The following is a 16,833-nucleotide window of genomic DNA, read 5'->3' as shown; positions in this document are numbered from 1 at the left end:
TCTTCCCTATGCTGCGCCGTTAATGCGAAACCTGCTGCAAAAACTTTTTCGTGCGCGGATTTTGCGGATGATCGAACAACTGCCCCGGCGTGCCTTGCTCGACGATGTTTCCGTCGGCCATAAAAATCACCTTGTCGGCCACCTCACGGGCGAACGCCATCTCATGCGTAACGATGATACTCGTCGTCTGCCGCTGAACAATCGCCTTGATCACCTGCAGCACCTCGGCTACAAGCTCGGGATCGAGCGCGGACGTCGGCTCGTCGAACAAAATCGCGTGCGGGTCTACCGCAAGCGCGCGGGCAATGCCGACGCGCTGCTGCTGACCGCCCGACAGCGTAATCGGGTAATTGTCCGCCTTGTCGGACAGTCCGACCTGTTCCAGCAGCGCCAGACCGATTTTCCGCGCCTCGTCACGCTTCATCTTTTTCGTAACGATGAGCGATTCGATAATGTTTTGCAGCACCGTTTTGTTTTTGAACAAATTGTAGTTTTGAAACACCATCGCCGTCTGCTTTCGCAGCTTGTACACTTCGCCGCGACTGTATTTCTTCGCATCCAGCGTCGCATCGCCGATTTGAATGATGCCGTCGTCCGGCTGTTCCAGCAAGTTCAAGCAGCGCAGCAGCGTCGATTTGCCGGAGCCGGAAGGTCCGATGATGGCGACGACTTCCCCGCGGTTCACTTCCAGGTCGATTCCGTCCAGCACAACGAGGTCCTTGAACCTTTTGCGCAAATTCGTTACTTTGATCATCGGGCTCTCCTCCTAGCTGCGGTACGGCTTGCTTAATTTGCGCTCGAGCAGGCTTTGCAGCAAGCTGTAAATGAGTGTCATCATCCAGTATATAATCGCAATCGCGAGGTACGTCTCGAAAAACCGGAACGACGACACCGCGATCATTTTGCCTTGTGCGAACAATTCGGCTACGCCCAGCGTAAACGCCAGCGAAGTTTCTTTGATCAATGCGATGAACGTATTGCCCGTCGCCGGAATCGCGTTGCGCGTCGCTTGCGGCAGGATGATGCGGAGGTACGCCTGCGCCCTCGTCATTCCCACCGAGAGCGCCCCTTCCATCTGACCTTTGTCCACCGAATGGAGGGCGGCGCGGAATATTTCCGCCAAATACGAAGAGTTTTTCAAACTCAATCCGATAATGGCAGCCGTCATCGCATCGATCACGCTAAAGGACGGAAACAGCTGCGGCAAGCCGTAATAGATGAGGAACAATTGCACTAGCGTCGGCGTACCGCGGAAAAAAGACAAATACAGCTGTCCGAGCTGCTTCACGACCGGAATTTCGTTTTTCGTCAGCAGCGCGATGAGCAACCCGATCACGATCGCGATGATCATCGAGACAACCGCCATCCCGAGCGTGAGCGGAATATATTTGATCAAAATGGGGAATGTTTGCAGCATAGCTTCCAGTTCGAAATTCATAGGTTGCGAACACCGCCCAATCGGTTATTTTGCTTGCAGTTTCACAGTAATATCGTCAGAGAAATATTTTTCGGACAGCTTTTTCAGCGTGCCGTCCTGGCGAAGCTGCTCCAGCGTCTTGTTGAATTCTTCCTTGATCTTCTGGTGCTTCTCGTCCTTTTGGAACGGGAACCCGACTTCCTCATAAACGAACGGCTCGCCCGCAAGCTTCAGCGGCAATCCGTTGCGCTTGATTTGCGCCAGCAGCACGTTGCGGCTGTTCACGTAAGCGTCGATGCGGCCCAGCGCGACGTCGTTCAACGTACCTTCCTGCGTTTCGTACGTTTTGATTTTAATTTCTTTGTTCGGATCTTGCTTTTCCAAGTTTTTCACATGGTTCGAACCGAGTACGCCGGCGACCGTTTTGCCTTTCAAGTCTTTCACGGATTTGATGTCGTTATTGTCGTTTTTCACTACGATTTGCGATCCTGCATAAGCATACGTCGTCGTAAAATCGAACTTCTGCTTGCGCTCATCCGTGACCGCCACCTGATTCGACACCGTGTCGAGCTTGCCCGTTTCGAGCTGTGCCATCAGGCCGCTGAACTCGGACAATTGCCACTCGACTTTGTAGCCCAGCTTGCTCGCGATCGTTTCGACGACCTCAACGTCGAAGCCTTGAAGCTTGTCTGCTTCTTTATACGCAAAAGGATAGCTTTGTCCGGTTGCGCCGATCCGCAGCACTTTGTCCGAAGCCTTCGTACCGGCTGCCGCGCCTGGACTCGCTTGATTCGATGGATTGGCTGCATTGCTGCCGCAAGCGGAAAGTACAAGCAGTACGGCGGTCATGGTAAGCGATAGGAACCCTTTTTTTGCAATTTTCATTGGTGTTGCCCCCTCATGAAGTGTTTGTCGGTTTATTTAGATGATGAATACCATTCGTTTTGCAGCGTTTTGCGAAGAAATACGGTGATGTGCCCTTTGCCCAAATCTTTCTCGCCTACGCGCACATAGCCTCTGCGCTCGTACATCCCGATCAGCCAAGGATGCTTGTCGGCCGTTCCGAGCGAAACCGCCGGCGATTTGAGCGTGTCGCGGATGATCGTGTCTTCGATCCATTGGAGGAACGCCGAACCGATGCCTTTCTGCCCGATCGTCGGATCTACGGCGAACCACCAAATATGCGGGACCCCGAGCGGGCCGGGCTGCGGTCCCCAAGGCATCCGGATCGACACGGTCGCGATCATGCGCCCGTCCTGTTCCATCACGTAACAAGCGTTATCGTGTATGTTTTTGCGCACGGTCTCCAGATCCGCTGTAGCCGCGGCAAATTGAATCCCCATCTTGCGAATCGGCTCGTACGCCCGTAAAGACAAATCCAGTACGGCTTCGGCATCGTCCAGCGTTGCCAGCCGGTAGTCATAAGTCATGCTTCTACGCCTCCATTCCAAGTCGTCCCCGGTTGTTAATGTCATTTCGCGTAGCGGCTTGCCGGACGCTGCAGTCCGAGATGATCCCTCAGCGTATCCCCCTCGTATTCCTTGCGGAACACGCCGCGCTCCTGCAAAATCGGCACGACCCGGTCAACGAACAAATCGAGACCTTCCGGCAGTAAAGGCGGCATCAGGTTGAAGCCGTCGCACGCGCCTTCTTCCACCCAGCGAATGAAATGGTCCGCCAGTTGCTCCGCCGTACCGACGAAAATGTTATGTCCCCGCGAACCCGCAATATACCGGGACAGCTCGAGGATCGTGAAGTTTTCGCGTTTGGCCAAATCTTTGATCAGCTGGAACCGGCTTTTTACCGCGTTCACCTCGATATCGAGATCCGGCAAAGGACCGTCCAGCGGGAACTGCGTCAAATCAAGCCCGCCCATGTAGCTGGACAATATTTTGAGCCCGACCGACGGAATGATCAAATCTTGCAGCTCTCTGAACTTCGCCAGCGCCGCCTGCTCCGTGTCGCCGATGAACGGCACGATCCCCGGCATAATGCTGACATCCCCCGGCGCGCGGCCGAAGGAAACGGCTTTCTGCTTGACGTTTTGGTAGAACGCTTGCGCATCCTTCAAATGGTTTTGCGTCGTAAAGATCAAGTCCGCCGTTCTCGCCGCCAAATTTTGCCCCGAATCGGACGAACCGGCTTGAATGAGCACCGGATGGCCCTGAGGCGGTCTCGGCACGTTGAGCGGCCCGCGGACCGAGAAATAGTCGCCTTTATGGTTCAGCTCATGCAGCTTGTCCGGCTCAAAAAAAGCGCCGGCGGCCTTATCGCGAATGAGCGCATCGTCTTCCCACGAATCCCACAAGCCGCGCACGATTTCGACGAACTCTTCGGCGCGCTGGTAGCGGAGGCTGTGCTCCAGGTGCTGCTCGCCGCTGAAGTTCAGCGCTGTCGATTCGATCGACGACGTCACGATATTCCAAGCCGCCCGTCCGCCGCTCAAATGGTCAAGCGAAGCAAACTGGCGCGCCACATGGAACGGCTCGCTGTACGTTGTGGACGCGGTCGCGGCGAGGCCGATTTTGGACGTAGCCTGCGACAGTGCGCCCAGCAGCGTGAACGGTTCGAAGCGGGCTAGCACGTTCGGATGCGAGTCCGGGCCGATCGATAAACTGTCGGCCAGGAACAGCATATCCAGCTTGCCGCGCTCCGCCGTTTGCGCGAGCCGTTTGAAGTAATCCAAACTTATGCTTCCGTCAGCCTGCGCGTCCGGATGACGCCACGAAGCGACGTGGTGACCTGTCCCCGCTAAAAAGACGCCGATTTTCAAATGCTTTTTCTCTGTGCTCATGATGTACACCCCTTAGCAGATCTTCAAATAATATGTAAAACACAATATTTTCAACTTAAACCAAATCTTAGCATATAATTCTTATAGAAATACTATGAATTAATACTATAATACTATATACGGTAGCGCTCATTTGTCAAGACCGGCGATTTCCCTCGGGCGCATACCCGCTCTCGTCCCGTCTTCAAGCCCGAACGGAATGATAAATATGGAAAGAGAAATCAAAATAAAAGAACCTCCCTTAATCAAAAGGTAGGTTCTCGCATGTTATTGCTGATTCGCATTACACCGGCCAACGCCAAGTACCATAGCCATTTTCAACCAAGGTAGCGCAACCACTCATGGGCCGCCCATCCGGCGGAGGACATTTACTTCTCCGCCGGTGACAGGCAACGACTTTCGGCTGAGCCCGCTGCCCTAGCAGCCCGGCTCTAACCGTTGGAGGCAACGTAGGCCCGGTACCGCTCATCGTCCCAAAGCTGCTCCAGCGCGGCGGCTGCGTCGCCATCGACTTCCACTTCGATCATCCAGCCCGCGCCGTAAGGCTGCTCATTGACCCCTTCCGGCGAATCGATCAGCGCATCGTTTACCTTCGTAACGGTGCCGTTCACCGGGCTGAATAAATCGGATACGGTTTTGACCGATTCAATCGTCCCCATCGGCTGTCCCGATTGCACTGCTGCGCCGACTTCCGGAAATTCCACAAAAACGATGTCCCCAAGCTGGCTTTGCGCGAAATCGGTAATGCCGATCCGCACAATATTGTTGCCCACGGACTCGGCCCATTCATGCTCCTCCGTATATCTCAAACCCGTCTTGACTTCGCTCATCCTCTAAACACCCTTTCCTTTAAATATGTAGCTCATTCACTGTAACTCGGCGTACGTCATAGCTCGCCGCGCTCGCACCGCCAACAATTGTATCATGTGCCGGAAACTGCAGGAAAACTCAAAAAAGACAGAGAACAGGCGCCGATGCCTTATTCTCTGTCCCCGGTACCTGAAAGTTTCAGACTGCCCTGTCGGCTGCCGTTACCCCTTTGGTGGCTGTTCGCTCTCTCCAGAGTTGCGTCGAACGGCGGTACGTTTACCTGAGAGATTAATCGCCAAAGGCCGGCACGGCCTGCGACTTGCTCCTTCGGTGCTGCTCACGGCCGCTGTCTCCGCTGCAGTCTCTCCCGACCATCTTCATCCGCTTGTATTCGTTTTCACCCATTAGCATAATGCAGCGTCCAGTTTCATGTCAATATAGTTAACAATAAAAGTTGGATGCGGTCAAATTCTGGTTGACACCGCTTTCCCGCTCAGGCACAATAAAGGCATCAAACCGAATACGCGAATGATGGTAAAGGGAGAGATTACCGGTACGTACCCGTTCCGGTGACGCCGAAGGAGTAAGCCTTGACCGGTGAATCTCTCAGGCAAAAGGACCTGTACCGGACGCACCTCTGGAGAGCATGGACGGACAGCTTCGGCATACCGGAAGTCACCCAAGGGGAAACTCACTAACGTCCGGCCTTCGGTGCTTTCGCGAAGGCGCAGCGGACGCAAGGCCGAGGCAACTCTCAGGTACAAAGGACAGAGCAAATGAAGGAGACGCAAGCAGTGCGCGACGCTGCTGGCGAACGGCCTTATTTGCCTGTCCTTTTTCACGTTTTCGCAAACGATGTCAATAATCGAGGTGAGGATGAGATGACCACATTGAAAAGAACGCCGCTTTTCCCGCTGTACTCCCGTTACGAGGGCGCCCGGTGCATCGATTTCGGCGGCTGGGAGCTGCCGGTGCAGTTTACCGGCATCCAAAAGGAGCATGACGCCGTCCGCAAGCAGGCCGGTTTATTCGACGTCTCCCACATGGGAGAATTTATAGTAAGCGGACCGTCTGCCGAGGCGTTCCTGCAGCACATGACGACGAACGACGTCTCGCGGCTCGCCGACGGCCGGGTGCAATATACGCTCATGTGCAACCCGGACGGGGGCGTCGTCGACGACCTGCTCGTATACCGGCTGGCCGCCGATCGCTATATGCTCGTCGTGAACGCGTCCAACATTGCCAAAGATTTCGATTGGCTTCAATCGCATCGAATCGACGGCGTGACGCTGCAGGACGTCTCCGACGATACGGCGCTGCTGGCGCTGCAAGGTCCGAACGCCGCCGACATTCTCGCCCGGACGACGGATGCCGCCATCGATACTTTGGCGCCGTTTCACTTCTTGCCGCAGGTGCTCGTCTGCGGCGTGCCGGCCATCGTCTCGCGAACCGGCTACACCGGCGAGGACGGCTTTGAGCTTTACGTCGCCGCAGCCGACGCGCAAACGCTCTGGCTCGGCCTGATGGAGGCCGGAGCGCCGTTCAGACTGATCCCGGCCGGGCTCGGCGCACGCGATACGCTGCGGTTCGAGGCGAAGCTGCCGCTGTACGGACAGGAGTTGTCGAGCTCGATTACCCCGCTGGAAGCCGGGCTCGGCATGTTCGTCAAGCTGGGAAAAGAAGCGTTTATCGGCCGCGAGGCATTGCTCAAGCAGCAGGAACAAGGCTTGCCGCGCAAACTTGTCGGCATCGAAATGATCGACCGCGGCATTCCCCGCTCCCACTATCCCGTCCTGGCGGACGGCCGGACGATCGGCGAAGTCACGACGGGCACTCAGTCCCCGTCGCTTAAGCGCAATCTCGGCCTGGCCTTGATCGAAGCCGCTTATGCGCAGCCGGGAACCGAAGTATGGGTGGAAATCCGCGGCAAACAGCTGAAAGCCGAAGTCGTCAAAGCGCCGTTCTACAAACGCAGCAAATAAACGCACCAGTTCAAAAAGGAGTGATCGCCATGAGCATCAAGCACCGATATATCCCGATGACCGAGCAAGACCAGGCCGAAATGATGAAGACGGTCGGCATCGAATCCATGGAAGAGCTGTTCCGGGACATTCCCGAATCCGTCCGCTACCGCGGCACGCTGCCGATGTCGTCCGCCATGGACGAACTAGCGCTGCTGAACCATATGAAATCCCTCGCGGGCCGCAACGCCGATAGCGAACGGTATCCAAGCTTTCTCGGCGCCGGCATCTACGACCATCATGTCCCGGTCGTTATTAACCATATCGTCTCCCGCTCCGAATTTTACACCGCTTATACGCCGTACCAGCCGGAAATCAGCCAAGGCGAACTGCAGGCGATATTCGAGTTTCAATCCTATATTTGCGAATTGACCGGGATGGCAGTCGCCAACGCAAGCATGTACGACGGCGCTACGGCACTGGCCGAAGCGGGCGCCCTGGCGGTCGGCGCGACGAAGCGGAAGCAAATCGTCGTCTCCCGTACCGTTCATCCCGAGGCGCGGGCAATTTTGCGTACGACGGCGCGCGGCTTGAATGTGGAAATCGTGGAGATCGGCTATGCGAACGGAACGACCGATCTCGAGCAGCTGAAAGCGGCCGTGAGCGACCAAACCGCTGCCGTCATCGTCCAGTCGCCGAACTTTTTCGGCTGCCTCGAGGATGTGGGTGCGATCGAGCCGATCATCCACGAGCGCAAAGGACTGCTCGTCGTCAGCGCGAACCCGATCTCGCTCGGTCTGCTCGAAGCGCCGGGACGTCTCGGTGCCGACATCGTGGTCGGCGACGCGCAGCCGCTCGGCATATCGGCTTCGCTCGGGGGACCGACCTGCGGCTTCTTCGCCGTCGCCGAGCCGCTCATGCGGCGCATGCCGGGCCGAATCGTCGGCCAAACGGTCGACCGCGACGGTAAGCGCGGCTTCGTGCTGACGCTTCAGGCAAGGGAGCAGCACATCCGCCGCGAGAAAGCGACGTCGAACATTTGCTCCAACCAAGCGCTGCTCGCCTTGTGCGCGTCGGTCTATTTGTCCACGATGGGCAAAGCCGGCATCCGCGAAGCGGCCCATCTGAACTTGCAAAAAGCGCATTACGCCTCGCAGCGGCTAACCCGCGAATCCGGCTTTGCGCTCCCGTTCAGCGCGCCGTTCTTCAACGAATTCGTCCTCAAGCTGCCGGAAGGCGCATCCGCCGCCGAACTGAACAACAAGCTGCTGGACGCCGGAATGATCGGCGGTTACGACCTCGGCTCCGCTTATCCGGAGCTTCATGGACATATGCTCGTCGCCGTCACGGAAAAGCGGACGAAAGCGGAAATCGATGCATTCGCAGAACGATTGGGGGAACTCGTATGAAACCGGAAAAAGCGTTGATCTTTGAAATGAGCAAACCTGGGCGTGTCGCTTATTCGCTGCCTGCTTGCGATGTCCCTGAAGCCGCGCCGGAAGACTACATTCCGGCGTCGATGCTGCGCAGCAACCCTGCGGAGCTGCCCGAAGTATACGAAGTGGACGTCATCCGCCACTATACCGAGCTGTCCCGGCGCAATTTCGGCGTGGACAACGGCTTTTATCCGCTCGGTTCCTGCACGATGAAATACAATCCGAAAATCAATGAGGATGTAGCCCGTTTCGCCGGCTTCGCCAAAATTCACCCGTATCAGCCGGAGCATAGCATTCAGGGGGCGCTGGAGCTGCTCTACACGCTCCAGAACGATTTGGCCGCGCTGACCGGCATGGATCAGGTGACGCTTCAGCCGGCGGCCGGCGCGCACGGCGAATGGACCGGGCTGATGATGATCCGCGCTTATCATGAGAGCCGCGGAGAGCAGCGGACGAAAGTGATCGTCCCGGACTCGTCGCACGGTACCAACCCGGCTAGCGCCACAACGGCCGGATTCGATACCGTCACCATTCCTTCGAACGAGCGGGGGCTCGTCGATCTGGATCAGCTTCGCAAAGCGGTCGGCCCGGATACCGCCGCGCTGATGCTCACCAACCCGAGTACGCTCGGGCTGTTCGAGGAACAAATCGTGGAGATCGCCGCCATCGTGCATGAAGCCGGCGGACTTCTGTACTACGACGGCGCCAATTCCAATGCAATCATGGGCATTACCCGTCCCGGCGACATGGGCTTTGACGTCGTGCACTTGAACTTGCACAAAACGATGAGCACGCCGCACGGCGGCGGCGGTCCAGGGGCCGGACCGGTCGGCGTGAAGCAGCGGCTCGTCCCGTTTCTGCCCAAACCGGTTGTCGCGAGGCGCGAAGACGGCTCGTACTTCTTCGATGCCGAGGGCGCCGATTCCATCGGCCGGGTCAAAGCGTACTACGGCAACTTCGGCATCCTGGTCCGCGCGTACGCCTACATTCGCACCTATGGGCCGGAAGGTCTGCGCCGCGTGTCCGAGTGCGCCGTGCTCAACGCCAACTACATGATGCACCGGCTCGCGCCGCACTTCGAAATTCCGTATCCGGGCGTCTGCAAGCACGAATTCGTCATGTCCGGCCGCGGCTTGAAGCCATACGGCGTACGTACGCTGGACGTCGCCAAACGGCTGCTCGATTTCGGCTACCATCCGCCGACCATCTACTTCCCGCTCAACGTGGAAGAATGCATCATGATCGAGCCGACCGAAACCGAAAGCAAAGAAACGCTCGATGCTTTCATCGACACCATGATCCGGATTGCGCAGGAAGCGAAAGAGACGCCGGAACTGGTGCTTGGCGCACCGTACGATACCGTCGTCCGCCGTCTCGATGAAACGCTGGCAGCCCGCAAGCCGGTGCTGAACTGCGCCTGCAATTAATGATTTACGGAAACGGCAATCCCTTCGTCCGACTAAACGATGAAGGGGTTGCTTTTTTGTTTTTTTGATGCTGCAGCTGCAAAAACCGGTTAACCAGTTCATCCAGGGATTGCGACTTTTGGAGCACCAGCGGATCTTGCATTCCGCGCACCTCGGCTATTTTGTTTAAATCTTCCCGCGCACGCTCCAATTTCCTCTCGATCGATCGCTTCACCGTTTTTCAACTCCCTTTTACAAAAAATTACACGAAATTATGATCCGCGAAACCGCTTTATTGTAACTTCTCGCGATTTTTTTTTCTTATTGCCTCCCCAACGGAAACCATTTTCATGCCTATGAACGGGAACAAGCGCAAGCGGCAGCGACATGCGACGAAACATGACAAAATATTTTTTATTACGGCGATGCTTCAAACAAAAACAGGGTGGGTAAATATCCCCATCTGGGAAGCCGGATAAACCATACAAACCGATGTGGAGGAGTTGTCTGATGATGAAAACAGGTAAAACGAAATTGTTTGCACTACTGATGGGCTTATCCTTGATGATTCCAACCGCTGTAGGCGCAGCGCCGGTAACTGGCTCAGCCGATGCTCCTGAGGCATCGCCCGTGGCAAATCTCGCCGTAGGTCAGACGGATATTAACGGCGTCACCGTCCCCGGCGTTTATTTAGTCACTAGCGAATCGAAAGTAGCCTTTATTCCTAACGGCGTAGGTCTTGTCGTCATCAATAAAGATATCGCTTTGCCGTTCGGCGCTTATTATGTGAATTAAGCGGCATCGCCGCCAGCCAAAAGGGATTTGGAGAGAAAACGGATTACATAGAGAAACCGAGGAAGAAGGGAGGCGCCGCAGAGAATAAAGCTGTGGCGCTTTCAAGCTTACGGCTATGACGCTCGTGGGATGATCGACCGGAGAATTCGCAGACACGCAGCCAAAATTTATTGTTCAGGGGTGAGACGAATGAACAAGACAGCATGGTTGTTATGTACAGGATGTCTTCTTATATCGACCGTTCTCGGAATGGAGTACCATGCATCGATTGCGAGCAGCGGGAGTGCGGAGACCGCTTCCGGATCGCCGCACGAACTGCCGCCCGATGCGGTGACGACAGCGGCTCATGTGATCCGACAAGCCGCGCTTGCAGCCTACGCAGGTACCGACACTTCCGTTACCGCCGACGGCGACGAAATGAAAGCGGATTCGCCGCCTTCCCGTTTTGCATTGAACTCGCTCAACGGCGTATCCTTATCGGACGATATCAGCACCATTTTCGAAATGAAAGGCGCTCCGTTATCGGTTTCCAGAGATGAACTGATAACCTCTGTTGAAACGTATCGCTTCAAAGATTGCACGGTCGTCGTCATAGGCGATTTTATTCAATATATTGAATTGCCCCAGTCCTCGGACGAGGTAAACATCGACGGCGAGCCACTTCCACTCGAGCTTTCGGAGCTTCAGGCCAAGCTTGGTACGCCTTACTTCGAAAGCGAAGACGGGATTGTTTACAAGAATGGATCCAGAGCTCTGAAAATTTATACGACGGCGGGCAGCAATAAAGTAAACTCCATTCATTATTTCAACACCGCGACGCAGTGACGATGAGAGAGCGTACTTTCAGACCATCGTTAAGTCAGGCCGAATACTGGACAAGCTACTTAAGGCTCCGATCAGCCGCGATACCGCAGCTTGACGGAGCCTTAAGTCTTTGTCATATTTCATTTCGGACCCTTTCATCGAATGAAGCTCTCCCCTTTGCTCACCCAGTCTACTGCTTGTGGTGCACCAAACGTTCCGGCGCCTTCGTTTCCTGTGAGGATGCAGCGGCTTCGTGCAGTGCCGCTTCGGATGCGGACCATAACGGCTCGGCGACCATCGTTTTCATTTGGTTCAGTTGTCTCTCCAACTGCCTGATCTGCCTCTTCATCTTCTGCTGCTTCATAATCCCGAGCAAGCCGACAATGACCCCTCCGAGCAACGTAGAACCGAGTATGATCGCAATGAGCGGCATCTCCGTATCGAAAAAGCCCAAGTGGATCGGAACAGGGAATACGTTTACAGCAGCGAACATGGCTGCGACCATCGCGATCAGCAGCATACAAACAAATAACCATAACGTTTTCACTGAAATTCCCTCCTTCTCTTTTTCCTTGCAGATTCCAGGCGGGCCATAAGCTGAGCACAAAAGCGGAGAATGAACCTTGGTCCATTCCCCGCTTTTATTTGGTATGAGCGTTCATCGTCGAAGCGGCGCATGGTACCCTGCTATGTTCGCGAGTGACCCGAAACGGCTAGCCTTTTTCCATCATCACAACCAGTTCCTCCGGCTTCGTTCCTTTACGAAGCAGCATGCCTACATGGTAGCTCGGCTGATCCGCCTTAACGAAGAAGCCTTCCTCCAAATGATAGCCGAGCTCTTTGGCCGACTTATGCAGCTCGCAAAACAGCTCCGCGGCTTGCACCGCTTCTTCCGCTTCTGAGAATGTTTCCAATACTTTGCCGGTGCCGAGCGGGTTCACTAAGGTTTGAATATTCACTTGATAGGTTCGGTCCGGTGTTATGCGCACCGAAACCTCACTTCCGTCACAAGGTATACTGTGTACTATGGTCATAGCAAACACCGCCTTTTTATTTTTGTAAGTTAGTAGATTGATAATGTTTATTACCCCTCTCGAAGCGGAAGTGAAACATCGTACGCCATGAAGTTAAAGTTGTCCCGTTTACACGATATTCGAGCGCTTCTTCTTCCCGCGGATCAGGTCGCCGGTCCATCCTTTCCACCTCAACCACAAATATACAATTGTCGTCAGGAGGCATATGATCAAGATTAAAGCGGAATAACCCCAAGGACGTCCGAGCCCCGGCATCGCCTCGAAATTCATGCCCCATAGGCCGGCGATCACCGTTGCGGGCGTGCACACCACGGTAAAAACGGTCAGCGTCTTCATGATTTCGTTGCCGCGGTACGAGGCGATGTTCTCATCCATGGCCAGCATCGTCCCTACCTCCTCATCGAATCGCTTCAGCCGGAGCTTAAGCCGCTCCACCCGAAGCGCGGTCAGGCGGTAATACGAATTAATCTCAAGCCGCTCGGGCGCAAATGCCTCCTTCGCAGCGATCAATAGTTCCTCCAAAGGAACAATCCGGCGCCGCCAATGGATCAGATCGTATTGCCACTGCATCAATGTATCGAGAAGCCGCGAATTATTCGACTCCCGCATCTTTCGCTCAAGCTGAATCAACTTTTCGGCAAAAATGTCCAAGCCGTTCATGCAGACGAGCGCCAGTTTGCTAAGCAAGGCGAATCCTCCCTCCACCGGCGTGTCGCATTGCTCCAAATAATTCATCAGTTCATGCTCCTCTATGCCGTCCAGCCGGGAAAAGCATAGGTCAGAAGTGAACAAATTGCGTTCATCCATGAAAAAAAACAGCCAGGAATCCTCGTCCTTCGAATCACCCGGAAGATCGCAATAAGGCAGCGATCCGTATAACGCACCGGCATCCCGTTCCCTTGAACGGATACACGGAATTTGGGCTGACCGAAACCGGTCCTGATGCATGCTGCGGACAAAATAAGGGTGATCAATACGCAGCTCTTCCCGCTCCATAGGCTTCAAATCATGCCATCGGTGCCAAGTCCAGCCTCCCGGCATTACGGTTTGTCGTATGGTCATGCTCTATGCTCCTTCCGCTAATAGCTCTATTCGATCCTGCTAAGACGTCGTACCGGTTTATTTACTAGCTTTTATTACGATTCCCCTTATTCGGAGGCGCCGAAACATCCCGAATCCGATCATGCGGTATGGTTCAGCCGGATTTCATGCGGGTAATACTTGGCACGCTCGGACCACAATTCCAATAAAGGAGTGATTTCGATGAAACCGGTAAAAAGCGTAGACATCGAACAAAAAAACATCGAGCAAAAGTACGACAAAGGTCTTGTAGCATCCACTTTTATCAAATACGCGGCTTACATCATCATCTTCTTCGGACTGCTATATTTCATCGTGCGATACGTATTTCCGTTATTTTGACGCGAAGCGAACCTCTTGTTTCATCCAAGAGACAGACGGTTAATGAAAGGCATGCCAGTCCAAACGACTGGACAACCCAAGCAAGTCATACTGAATTCCAGGAGGGATTACTGTGAACAACAGAGTGAGACTCGTAACGACGGAGGAACAGGCCATTCAGGAAATTCGCGCTTTTCGGAGAGCAGGCTTTGCGCTTGAGGAAATCTATGTACTTGCCCATGATGATCAAACGACGGACGGGCTGGCCGATTTAATGGATACGAATAAGATAGGGTTATACGAGGAAGGAATCGCGAACACGTTCGCCAATCTTTTCCGCTCCAAAGGGGACAAGCTGCGCTCGAAAATGGAATCGCTCGGCTTGACCGAATCCGAAGCCGACTACTTTGAAAGCGAGCTGGACAAAGGCAAAATTCTCGTCATGGTATGGTACGATGAAGCGAGACGCCTCCATATGAGTCCGGGTAACCACGAAGAACGAGTACGCCCGTATCACCCATCGGGCTTGTTGTAATCACCCGGCACCGTACGGAAAACGGAAACCGCGTTCCTGCATCACACATGACCTCAATATTCCACTTGGGAGGTGAGGCGTATGTTAAGCTGGGCCATCTTGTTTTTCATCATCGCGATCGTCGCCGGACTGTTCGGATTTCTTGGGATCGCCTCAGCAGCGACCGGTATCGCTAAAGTGCTGTTCGTCATTTTCCTGATCTTGTTCGTCATATCGCTGCTTCTCGGTCGCAGACCTTCAGCATAACGGTAACAGAAGCCGCAGCCCATTCCTGCCGTTTGGGTCGCGGCTTCTTTTGATGTGAATTGACCGCTTAAAAACATCGGATTAGCGCAAATCGTGATTTGCAGATTGTCACAAAATCAAAATGCCCGCACCGGAACGCTGGCGCGGACATGGATTCAAGGCAAGGCTAGTGTTTCACGACAAGCACCGGGACAGGCGCTTCTTTTACGACCTGTTTGCTCACGCTGCCTAGGAAAAACTTCTGAAGGCCGCTTAATCCCCGATTGCCTATAATAATCAAATCGCACTGATTGTGTTCGGCACAGCTCACAATCGCACTGGCCGGACTGCCGTCCGTTATGATTTCACCCGTGCAAACCACATAAGGGGCAAGCCGGCTCACCGCCTGCTCCAACGTTCGTTTGGCTTCCGTTTCCAGCTCCGCCAGCAAATCTACGGAAGGGATCATATAGGCTTCGCCGGCCGCTACAGGCTCCGGCTGGTTCACATGCAGGACGAGCACCTGCATTTCCGCGTTCAGCTTGCTAAGCTCGATCGTCTTTTCCAATGCGAGATTCGCGCCATCCGTTCCGTCGTAAGCCAACAATACTTTACGGCAAAACATCGTATCCACCTTCCTCTCCTGGAATACAATCTATTAACCCGAGATAATGAAATTGAACCAGTCTGATAGAGGCAGCACCGACCCACTGTGACGAAAATCACACCCGTCTCCCCTAAACTCTGTTATCTTATGGTATAAAAAGGTTTCGAACAAGAATGGGGTCCATAACGATGACAAAAGCGAAATTTAGCATTGTGAAGAAAATGGTACTGGGGATCACGGCCGTTTCGACGATAACGTACGGGACAAGCGCCTTTTTTATTTTCATTTTGCGGGAAGCATGTAAGGAATATATCCCGGAGTGGCTTTTTATAGGGATTACCCTGTTGTTAGGCATTTTTTGGACCGGATTTTTAGGATGGATTGCGGCAAGATGGTTCATTCGACCGCTTTTGCAGCTTACCGTCGCAGCGAACCATGCTGCGGAAGGAAATTTGCAAGTTCAGCTTCTTCCAAGCCGTTCGGACGATGAATTGAGGGCGCTTGGTCTTTCCTTCGCAAGAATGATCGACAACTTAAGAGAAATGATCGACGGCATTTCAACCAATTATCAAACGACCCACAGTCATGTGGATGAACTAAGGACGGCGATCGGGCAAGCGGCATCCCATGTAGAGTTGATTACGTCGACGGTCGAAGATATATCGCGCGGCGCGGAACGACAATCGAAGTCGTCGGAAGCGATGTTCGTTACGGTTGAGCAAATGACTAGGGCGACGGATGACATTAATGAAAAATCCGATACGGCCCGGCATTTGACGAAGCAAATGGTCACCACCATCGAAAAAAACAAAACGGTCATCCAATCTTTGGTCGACGGCATGCAAAAGCTGGCGGCATTAAATCAACAATCCATTGACGTCGTTCAATGCTTGGAGACCAATGCGAAAGAAATCGGTGAGATTTCGAGCGTGGTCGGCGAAATATCGAATCAAACCCATTTGCTTGCCTTGAATGCTTCCATTGAAGCGGCACGAGCCGGCGAACACGGGAAGGGCTTTGCGGTGGTGGCCGATGAAGTGAAAAAACTCGCGGCGCAAAGCTCGCATGCGGTGAACGATATCAATCAGCTTATCGCGCAAATTCAGGCGGAAGTAAGGAACGCTGTCGTTCAAATTACAGAGCAATTTGAAGTCGCGCGCCAAGAATCGGCTCATGGCAAAGCCGTGGCTTCGGCACTGCAAACGATCGTTGGAGAGGCCGACAAAGTGGCCCAAACCGTCGAACTCATCGCGTCCATGGTCTCGGCGCAAGCGGGACAAGCGCAATCGTCTTTGAATGAGGCTCGGAAAATGGCCGACATCGCATCGCAAATCTATACGGGAGCCAAAGGCGTATTTGCTTCGACCGAGGAACAGACGGCCGTCATGGAGGAGATCGCCGCTTCTTCGGAGCTTTTGAGAGAACAATCCGCAAAGTTAAAGCAGCAAATTGAATTTTTTAAAGTAAAATGATTCCTTCGAAATGATACGAGCGCCCTTCGTGATGGCATCGGGTTCAGGCCCTTGATTAACCCATCAGGAGTGGCGCTCCTTTTTTGACGCAAGCCATTTTTATTTTTAATCTCATTGATCGTTTTTTTCTTGTTGG

20 protein-coding genes and 2 riboswitches are annotated in these 16,833 nt (G+C 54.1%); of the genes, 9 read left to right on the top strand and 11 right to left on the bottom strand.

Annotated features, from left to right (window positions below; translation table 11 throughout):
* Nucleotides 1-19 precede the first annotated feature (19 nt).
* The 6 genes from ACFQI7_RS19405 to gcvH all read right to left on the bottom strand — a co-directional run bounded on the left by ACFQI7_RS19405 (nucleotide 20) and on the right by gcvH (nucleotide 5,041).
* Nucleotides 20-754, bottom strand: coding sequence for an amino acid ABC transporter ATP-binding protein (locus tag ACFQI7_RS19405; protein WP_218101364.1), 735 nt, complete (start codon nucleotides 752-754; stop codon nucleotides 20-22).
* A 12-nt stretch (nucleotides 755-766) separates the two neighbouring features.
* On the bottom strand, nucleotides 767-1,438 hold the full coding sequence (locus ACFQI7_RS19400) for an amino acid ABC transporter permease (protein ID WP_218101363.1): 672 nt from the start codon (nucleotides 1,436-1,438) through the stop codon (nucleotides 767-769).
* A gap of 24 nt (nucleotides 1,439-1,462) precedes the next feature.
* Complete coding sequence (locus ACFQI7_RS19395) at nucleotides 1,463-2,302, bottom strand: amino acid ABC transporter substrate-binding protein (protein WP_218101362.1); 840 nt, start codon at nucleotides 2,300-2,302, stop codon at nucleotides 1,463-1,465.
* 32 nt (nucleotides 2,303-2,334) lie between these two features.
* Nucleotides 2,335-2,847 (bottom strand): GNAT family N-acetyltransferase, encoded by a 513-nt coding sequence (locus ACFQI7_RS19390; RefSeq protein ID WP_218101361.1) that lies wholly within the window; start codon nucleotides 2,845-2,847, stop codon nucleotides 2,335-2,337.
* Between the two features lie 41 nt (nucleotides 2,848-2,888).
* Nucleotides 2,889-4,211, bottom strand: a complete 1,323-nt coding sequence (locus ACFQI7_RS19385) for an LLM class flavin-dependent oxidoreductase (RefSeq protein WP_218101360.1) — start codon at nucleotides 4,209-4,211, stop codon at nucleotides 2,889-2,891.
* 431 nt (nucleotides 4,212-4,642) lie between these two features.
* The gene (gene gcvH / locus ACFQI7_RS19380) at nucleotides 4,643-5,041 is read right to left on the bottom strand and encodes a glycine cleavage system protein GcvH (protein ID WP_218101359.1); all 399 of its coding nucleotides are present in this window, start codon (nucleotides 5,039-5,041) and stop codon (nucleotides 4,643-4,645) included.
* A gap of 238 nt (nucleotides 5,042-5,279) precedes the next feature.
* A riboswitch (glycine riboswitch) is annotated at nucleotides 5,280-5,401 on the bottom strand.
* Between the two features lie 148 nt (nucleotides 5,402-5,549).
* Nucleotides 5,550-5,653, top strand: a riboswitch (glycine riboswitch).
* Between the two features lie 249 nt (nucleotides 5,654-5,902).
* On the opposite strand from gcvH, the gene gcvT reads away from it, so the two are divergent.
* From gcvT to gcvPB, 3 genes are read left to right on the top strand one after another with little or no spacing between them, the layout of a single operon-like run.
* On the top strand, nucleotides 5,903-7,003 hold the full coding sequence (gene gcvT / locus ACFQI7_RS19375; protein WP_218101358.1) for a glycine cleavage system aminomethyltransferase GcvT: 1,101 nt from the start codon (nucleotides 5,903-5,905) through the stop codon (nucleotides 7,001-7,003).
* A 35-nt stretch (nucleotides 7,004-7,038) separates the two neighbouring features.
* A complete protein-coding gene (gene gcvPA / locus ACFQI7_RS19370; protein ID WP_218101429.1) occupies nucleotides 7,039-8,391 on the top strand; it encodes an aminomethyl-transferring glycine dehydrogenase subunit GcvPA in 1,353 nt (450 codons plus the stop codon).
* On the top strand, nucleotides 8,388-9,845 hold the full coding sequence (gene gcvPB, locus ACFQI7_RS19365; RefSeq protein ID WP_218101357.1) for an aminomethyl-transferring glycine dehydrogenase subunit GcvPB: 1,458 nt from the start codon (nucleotides 8,388-8,390) through the stop codon (nucleotides 9,843-9,845). The genes gcvPA and gcvPB overlap by 4 nt, the downstream gene beginning before the upstream one ends.
* 4 nt (nucleotides 9,846-9,849) lie before the next feature.
* On the opposite strand, the gene ACFQI7_RS19360 is transcribed toward gcvPB, so the two are convergent.
* Nucleotides 9,850-10,059, bottom strand: a complete 210-nt coding sequence (locus ACFQI7_RS19360; protein ID WP_218101356.1) for an aspartyl-phosphate phosphatase Spo0E family protein — start codon at nucleotides 10,057-10,059, stop codon at nucleotides 9,850-9,852.
* Between the two features lie 275 nt (nucleotides 10,060-10,334).
* On the opposite strand from ACFQI7_RS19360, the gene ACFQI7_RS19355 reads away from it, so the two are divergent.
* Nucleotides 10,335-10,619 (top strand): hypothetical protein, encoded by a 285-nt coding sequence (locus ACFQI7_RS19355; protein ID WP_218101355.1) that lies wholly within the window; start codon nucleotides 10,335-10,337, stop codon nucleotides 10,617-10,619.
* Between the two features lie 189 nt (nucleotides 10,620-10,808).
* On the top strand, nucleotides 10,809-11,444 hold the full coding sequence (locus ACFQI7_RS19350) for a hypothetical protein (RefSeq protein ID WP_218101354.1): 636 nt from the start codon (nucleotides 10,809-10,811) through the stop codon (nucleotides 11,442-11,444).
* Between the two features lie 169 nt (nucleotides 11,445-11,613).
* Here the strand turns inward: ACFQI7_RS19350 and ACFQI7_RS19345 are convergent, their stop codons facing one another.
* The 3 genes from ACFQI7_RS19345 to ACFQI7_RS19335 all read right to left on the bottom strand — a co-directional run bounded on the left by ACFQI7_RS19345 (nucleotide 11,614) and on the right by ACFQI7_RS19335 (nucleotide 13,519).
* The gene (locus ACFQI7_RS19345; RefSeq protein ID WP_218101353.1) at nucleotides 11,614-11,970 is read right to left on the bottom strand and encodes a LapA family protein; all 357 of its coding nucleotides are present in this window, start codon (nucleotides 11,968-11,970) and stop codon (nucleotides 11,614-11,616) included.
* A 166-nt stretch (nucleotides 11,971-12,136) separates the two neighbouring features.
* Nucleotides 12,137-12,457, bottom strand: coding sequence for a hypothetical protein (locus ACFQI7_RS19340; RefSeq protein ID WP_218101352.1), 321 nt, complete (start codon nucleotides 12,455-12,457; stop codon nucleotides 12,137-12,139).
* Nucleotides 12,458-12,565: 108 nt separating this feature from the next.
* Complete coding sequence (locus ACFQI7_RS19335; RefSeq protein ID WP_218101351.1) at nucleotides 12,566-13,519, bottom strand: magnesium transporter CorA family protein; 954 nt, start codon at nucleotides 13,517-13,519, stop codon at nucleotides 12,566-12,568.
* Between the two features lie 201 nt (nucleotides 13,520-13,720).
* Between ACFQI7_RS19335 and ACFQI7_RS19330 the strand changes: the two genes are divergently transcribed.
* The 3 genes from ACFQI7_RS19330 (at nucleotide 13,721) to ACFQI7_RS19320 (ending at nucleotide 14,639) form a co-directional block, all read left to right on the top strand.
* The gene (locus tag ACFQI7_RS19330; RefSeq protein ID WP_218101350.1) at nucleotides 13,721-13,879 is read left to right on the top strand and encodes a hypothetical protein; all 159 of its coding nucleotides are present in this window, start codon (nucleotides 13,721-13,723) and stop codon (nucleotides 13,877-13,879) included.
* A 112-nt stretch (nucleotides 13,880-13,991) separates the two neighbouring features.
* Nucleotides 13,992-14,393: a general stress protein gene (locus ACFQI7_RS19325; protein WP_218101349.1), complete on the top strand. Its 402-nt coding sequence runs from the start codon at nucleotides 13,992-13,994 to the stop codon at nucleotides 14,391-14,393.
* Nucleotides 14,394-14,474: 81 nt separating this feature from the next.
* Complete coding sequence (locus tag ACFQI7_RS19320; protein ID WP_218101348.1) at nucleotides 14,475-14,639, top strand: DUF1328 domain-containing protein; 165 nt, start codon at nucleotides 14,475-14,477, stop codon at nucleotides 14,637-14,639.
* A 166-nt stretch (nucleotides 14,640-14,805) separates the two neighbouring features.
* Here the strand turns inward: ACFQI7_RS19320 and ACFQI7_RS19315 are convergent, their stop codons facing one another.
* Nucleotides 14,806-15,243 carry a universal stress protein gene (locus tag ACFQI7_RS19315; protein ID WP_230415372.1) on the bottom strand — a complete coding sequence of 146 codons (438 nt, stop codon included), beginning with the start codon at nucleotides 15,241-15,243 and terminating at the stop codon, nucleotides 14,806-14,808.
* A 170-nt stretch (nucleotides 15,244-15,413) separates the two neighbouring features.
* Between ACFQI7_RS19315 and ACFQI7_RS19310 the strand changes: the two genes are divergently transcribed.
* Entirely contained in the window at nucleotides 15,414-16,697 is a 1,284-nt protein-coding gene (locus ACFQI7_RS19310; protein WP_218101346.1) for a methyl-accepting chemotaxis protein, read from the top strand.
* Nucleotides 16,698-16,833: the final 136 nt, after the last annotated feature.

It is taken from the genome of Paenibacillus allorhizosphaerae, from assembly GCF_042659105.1.
Lineage (GTDB): Bacteria > Bacillota > Bacilli > Paenibacillales > NBRC-103111 > Paenibacillus_G > Paenibacillus_G allorhizosphaerae.
This window is presented reverse-complemented; position numbering and strand designations above follow the sequence as displayed.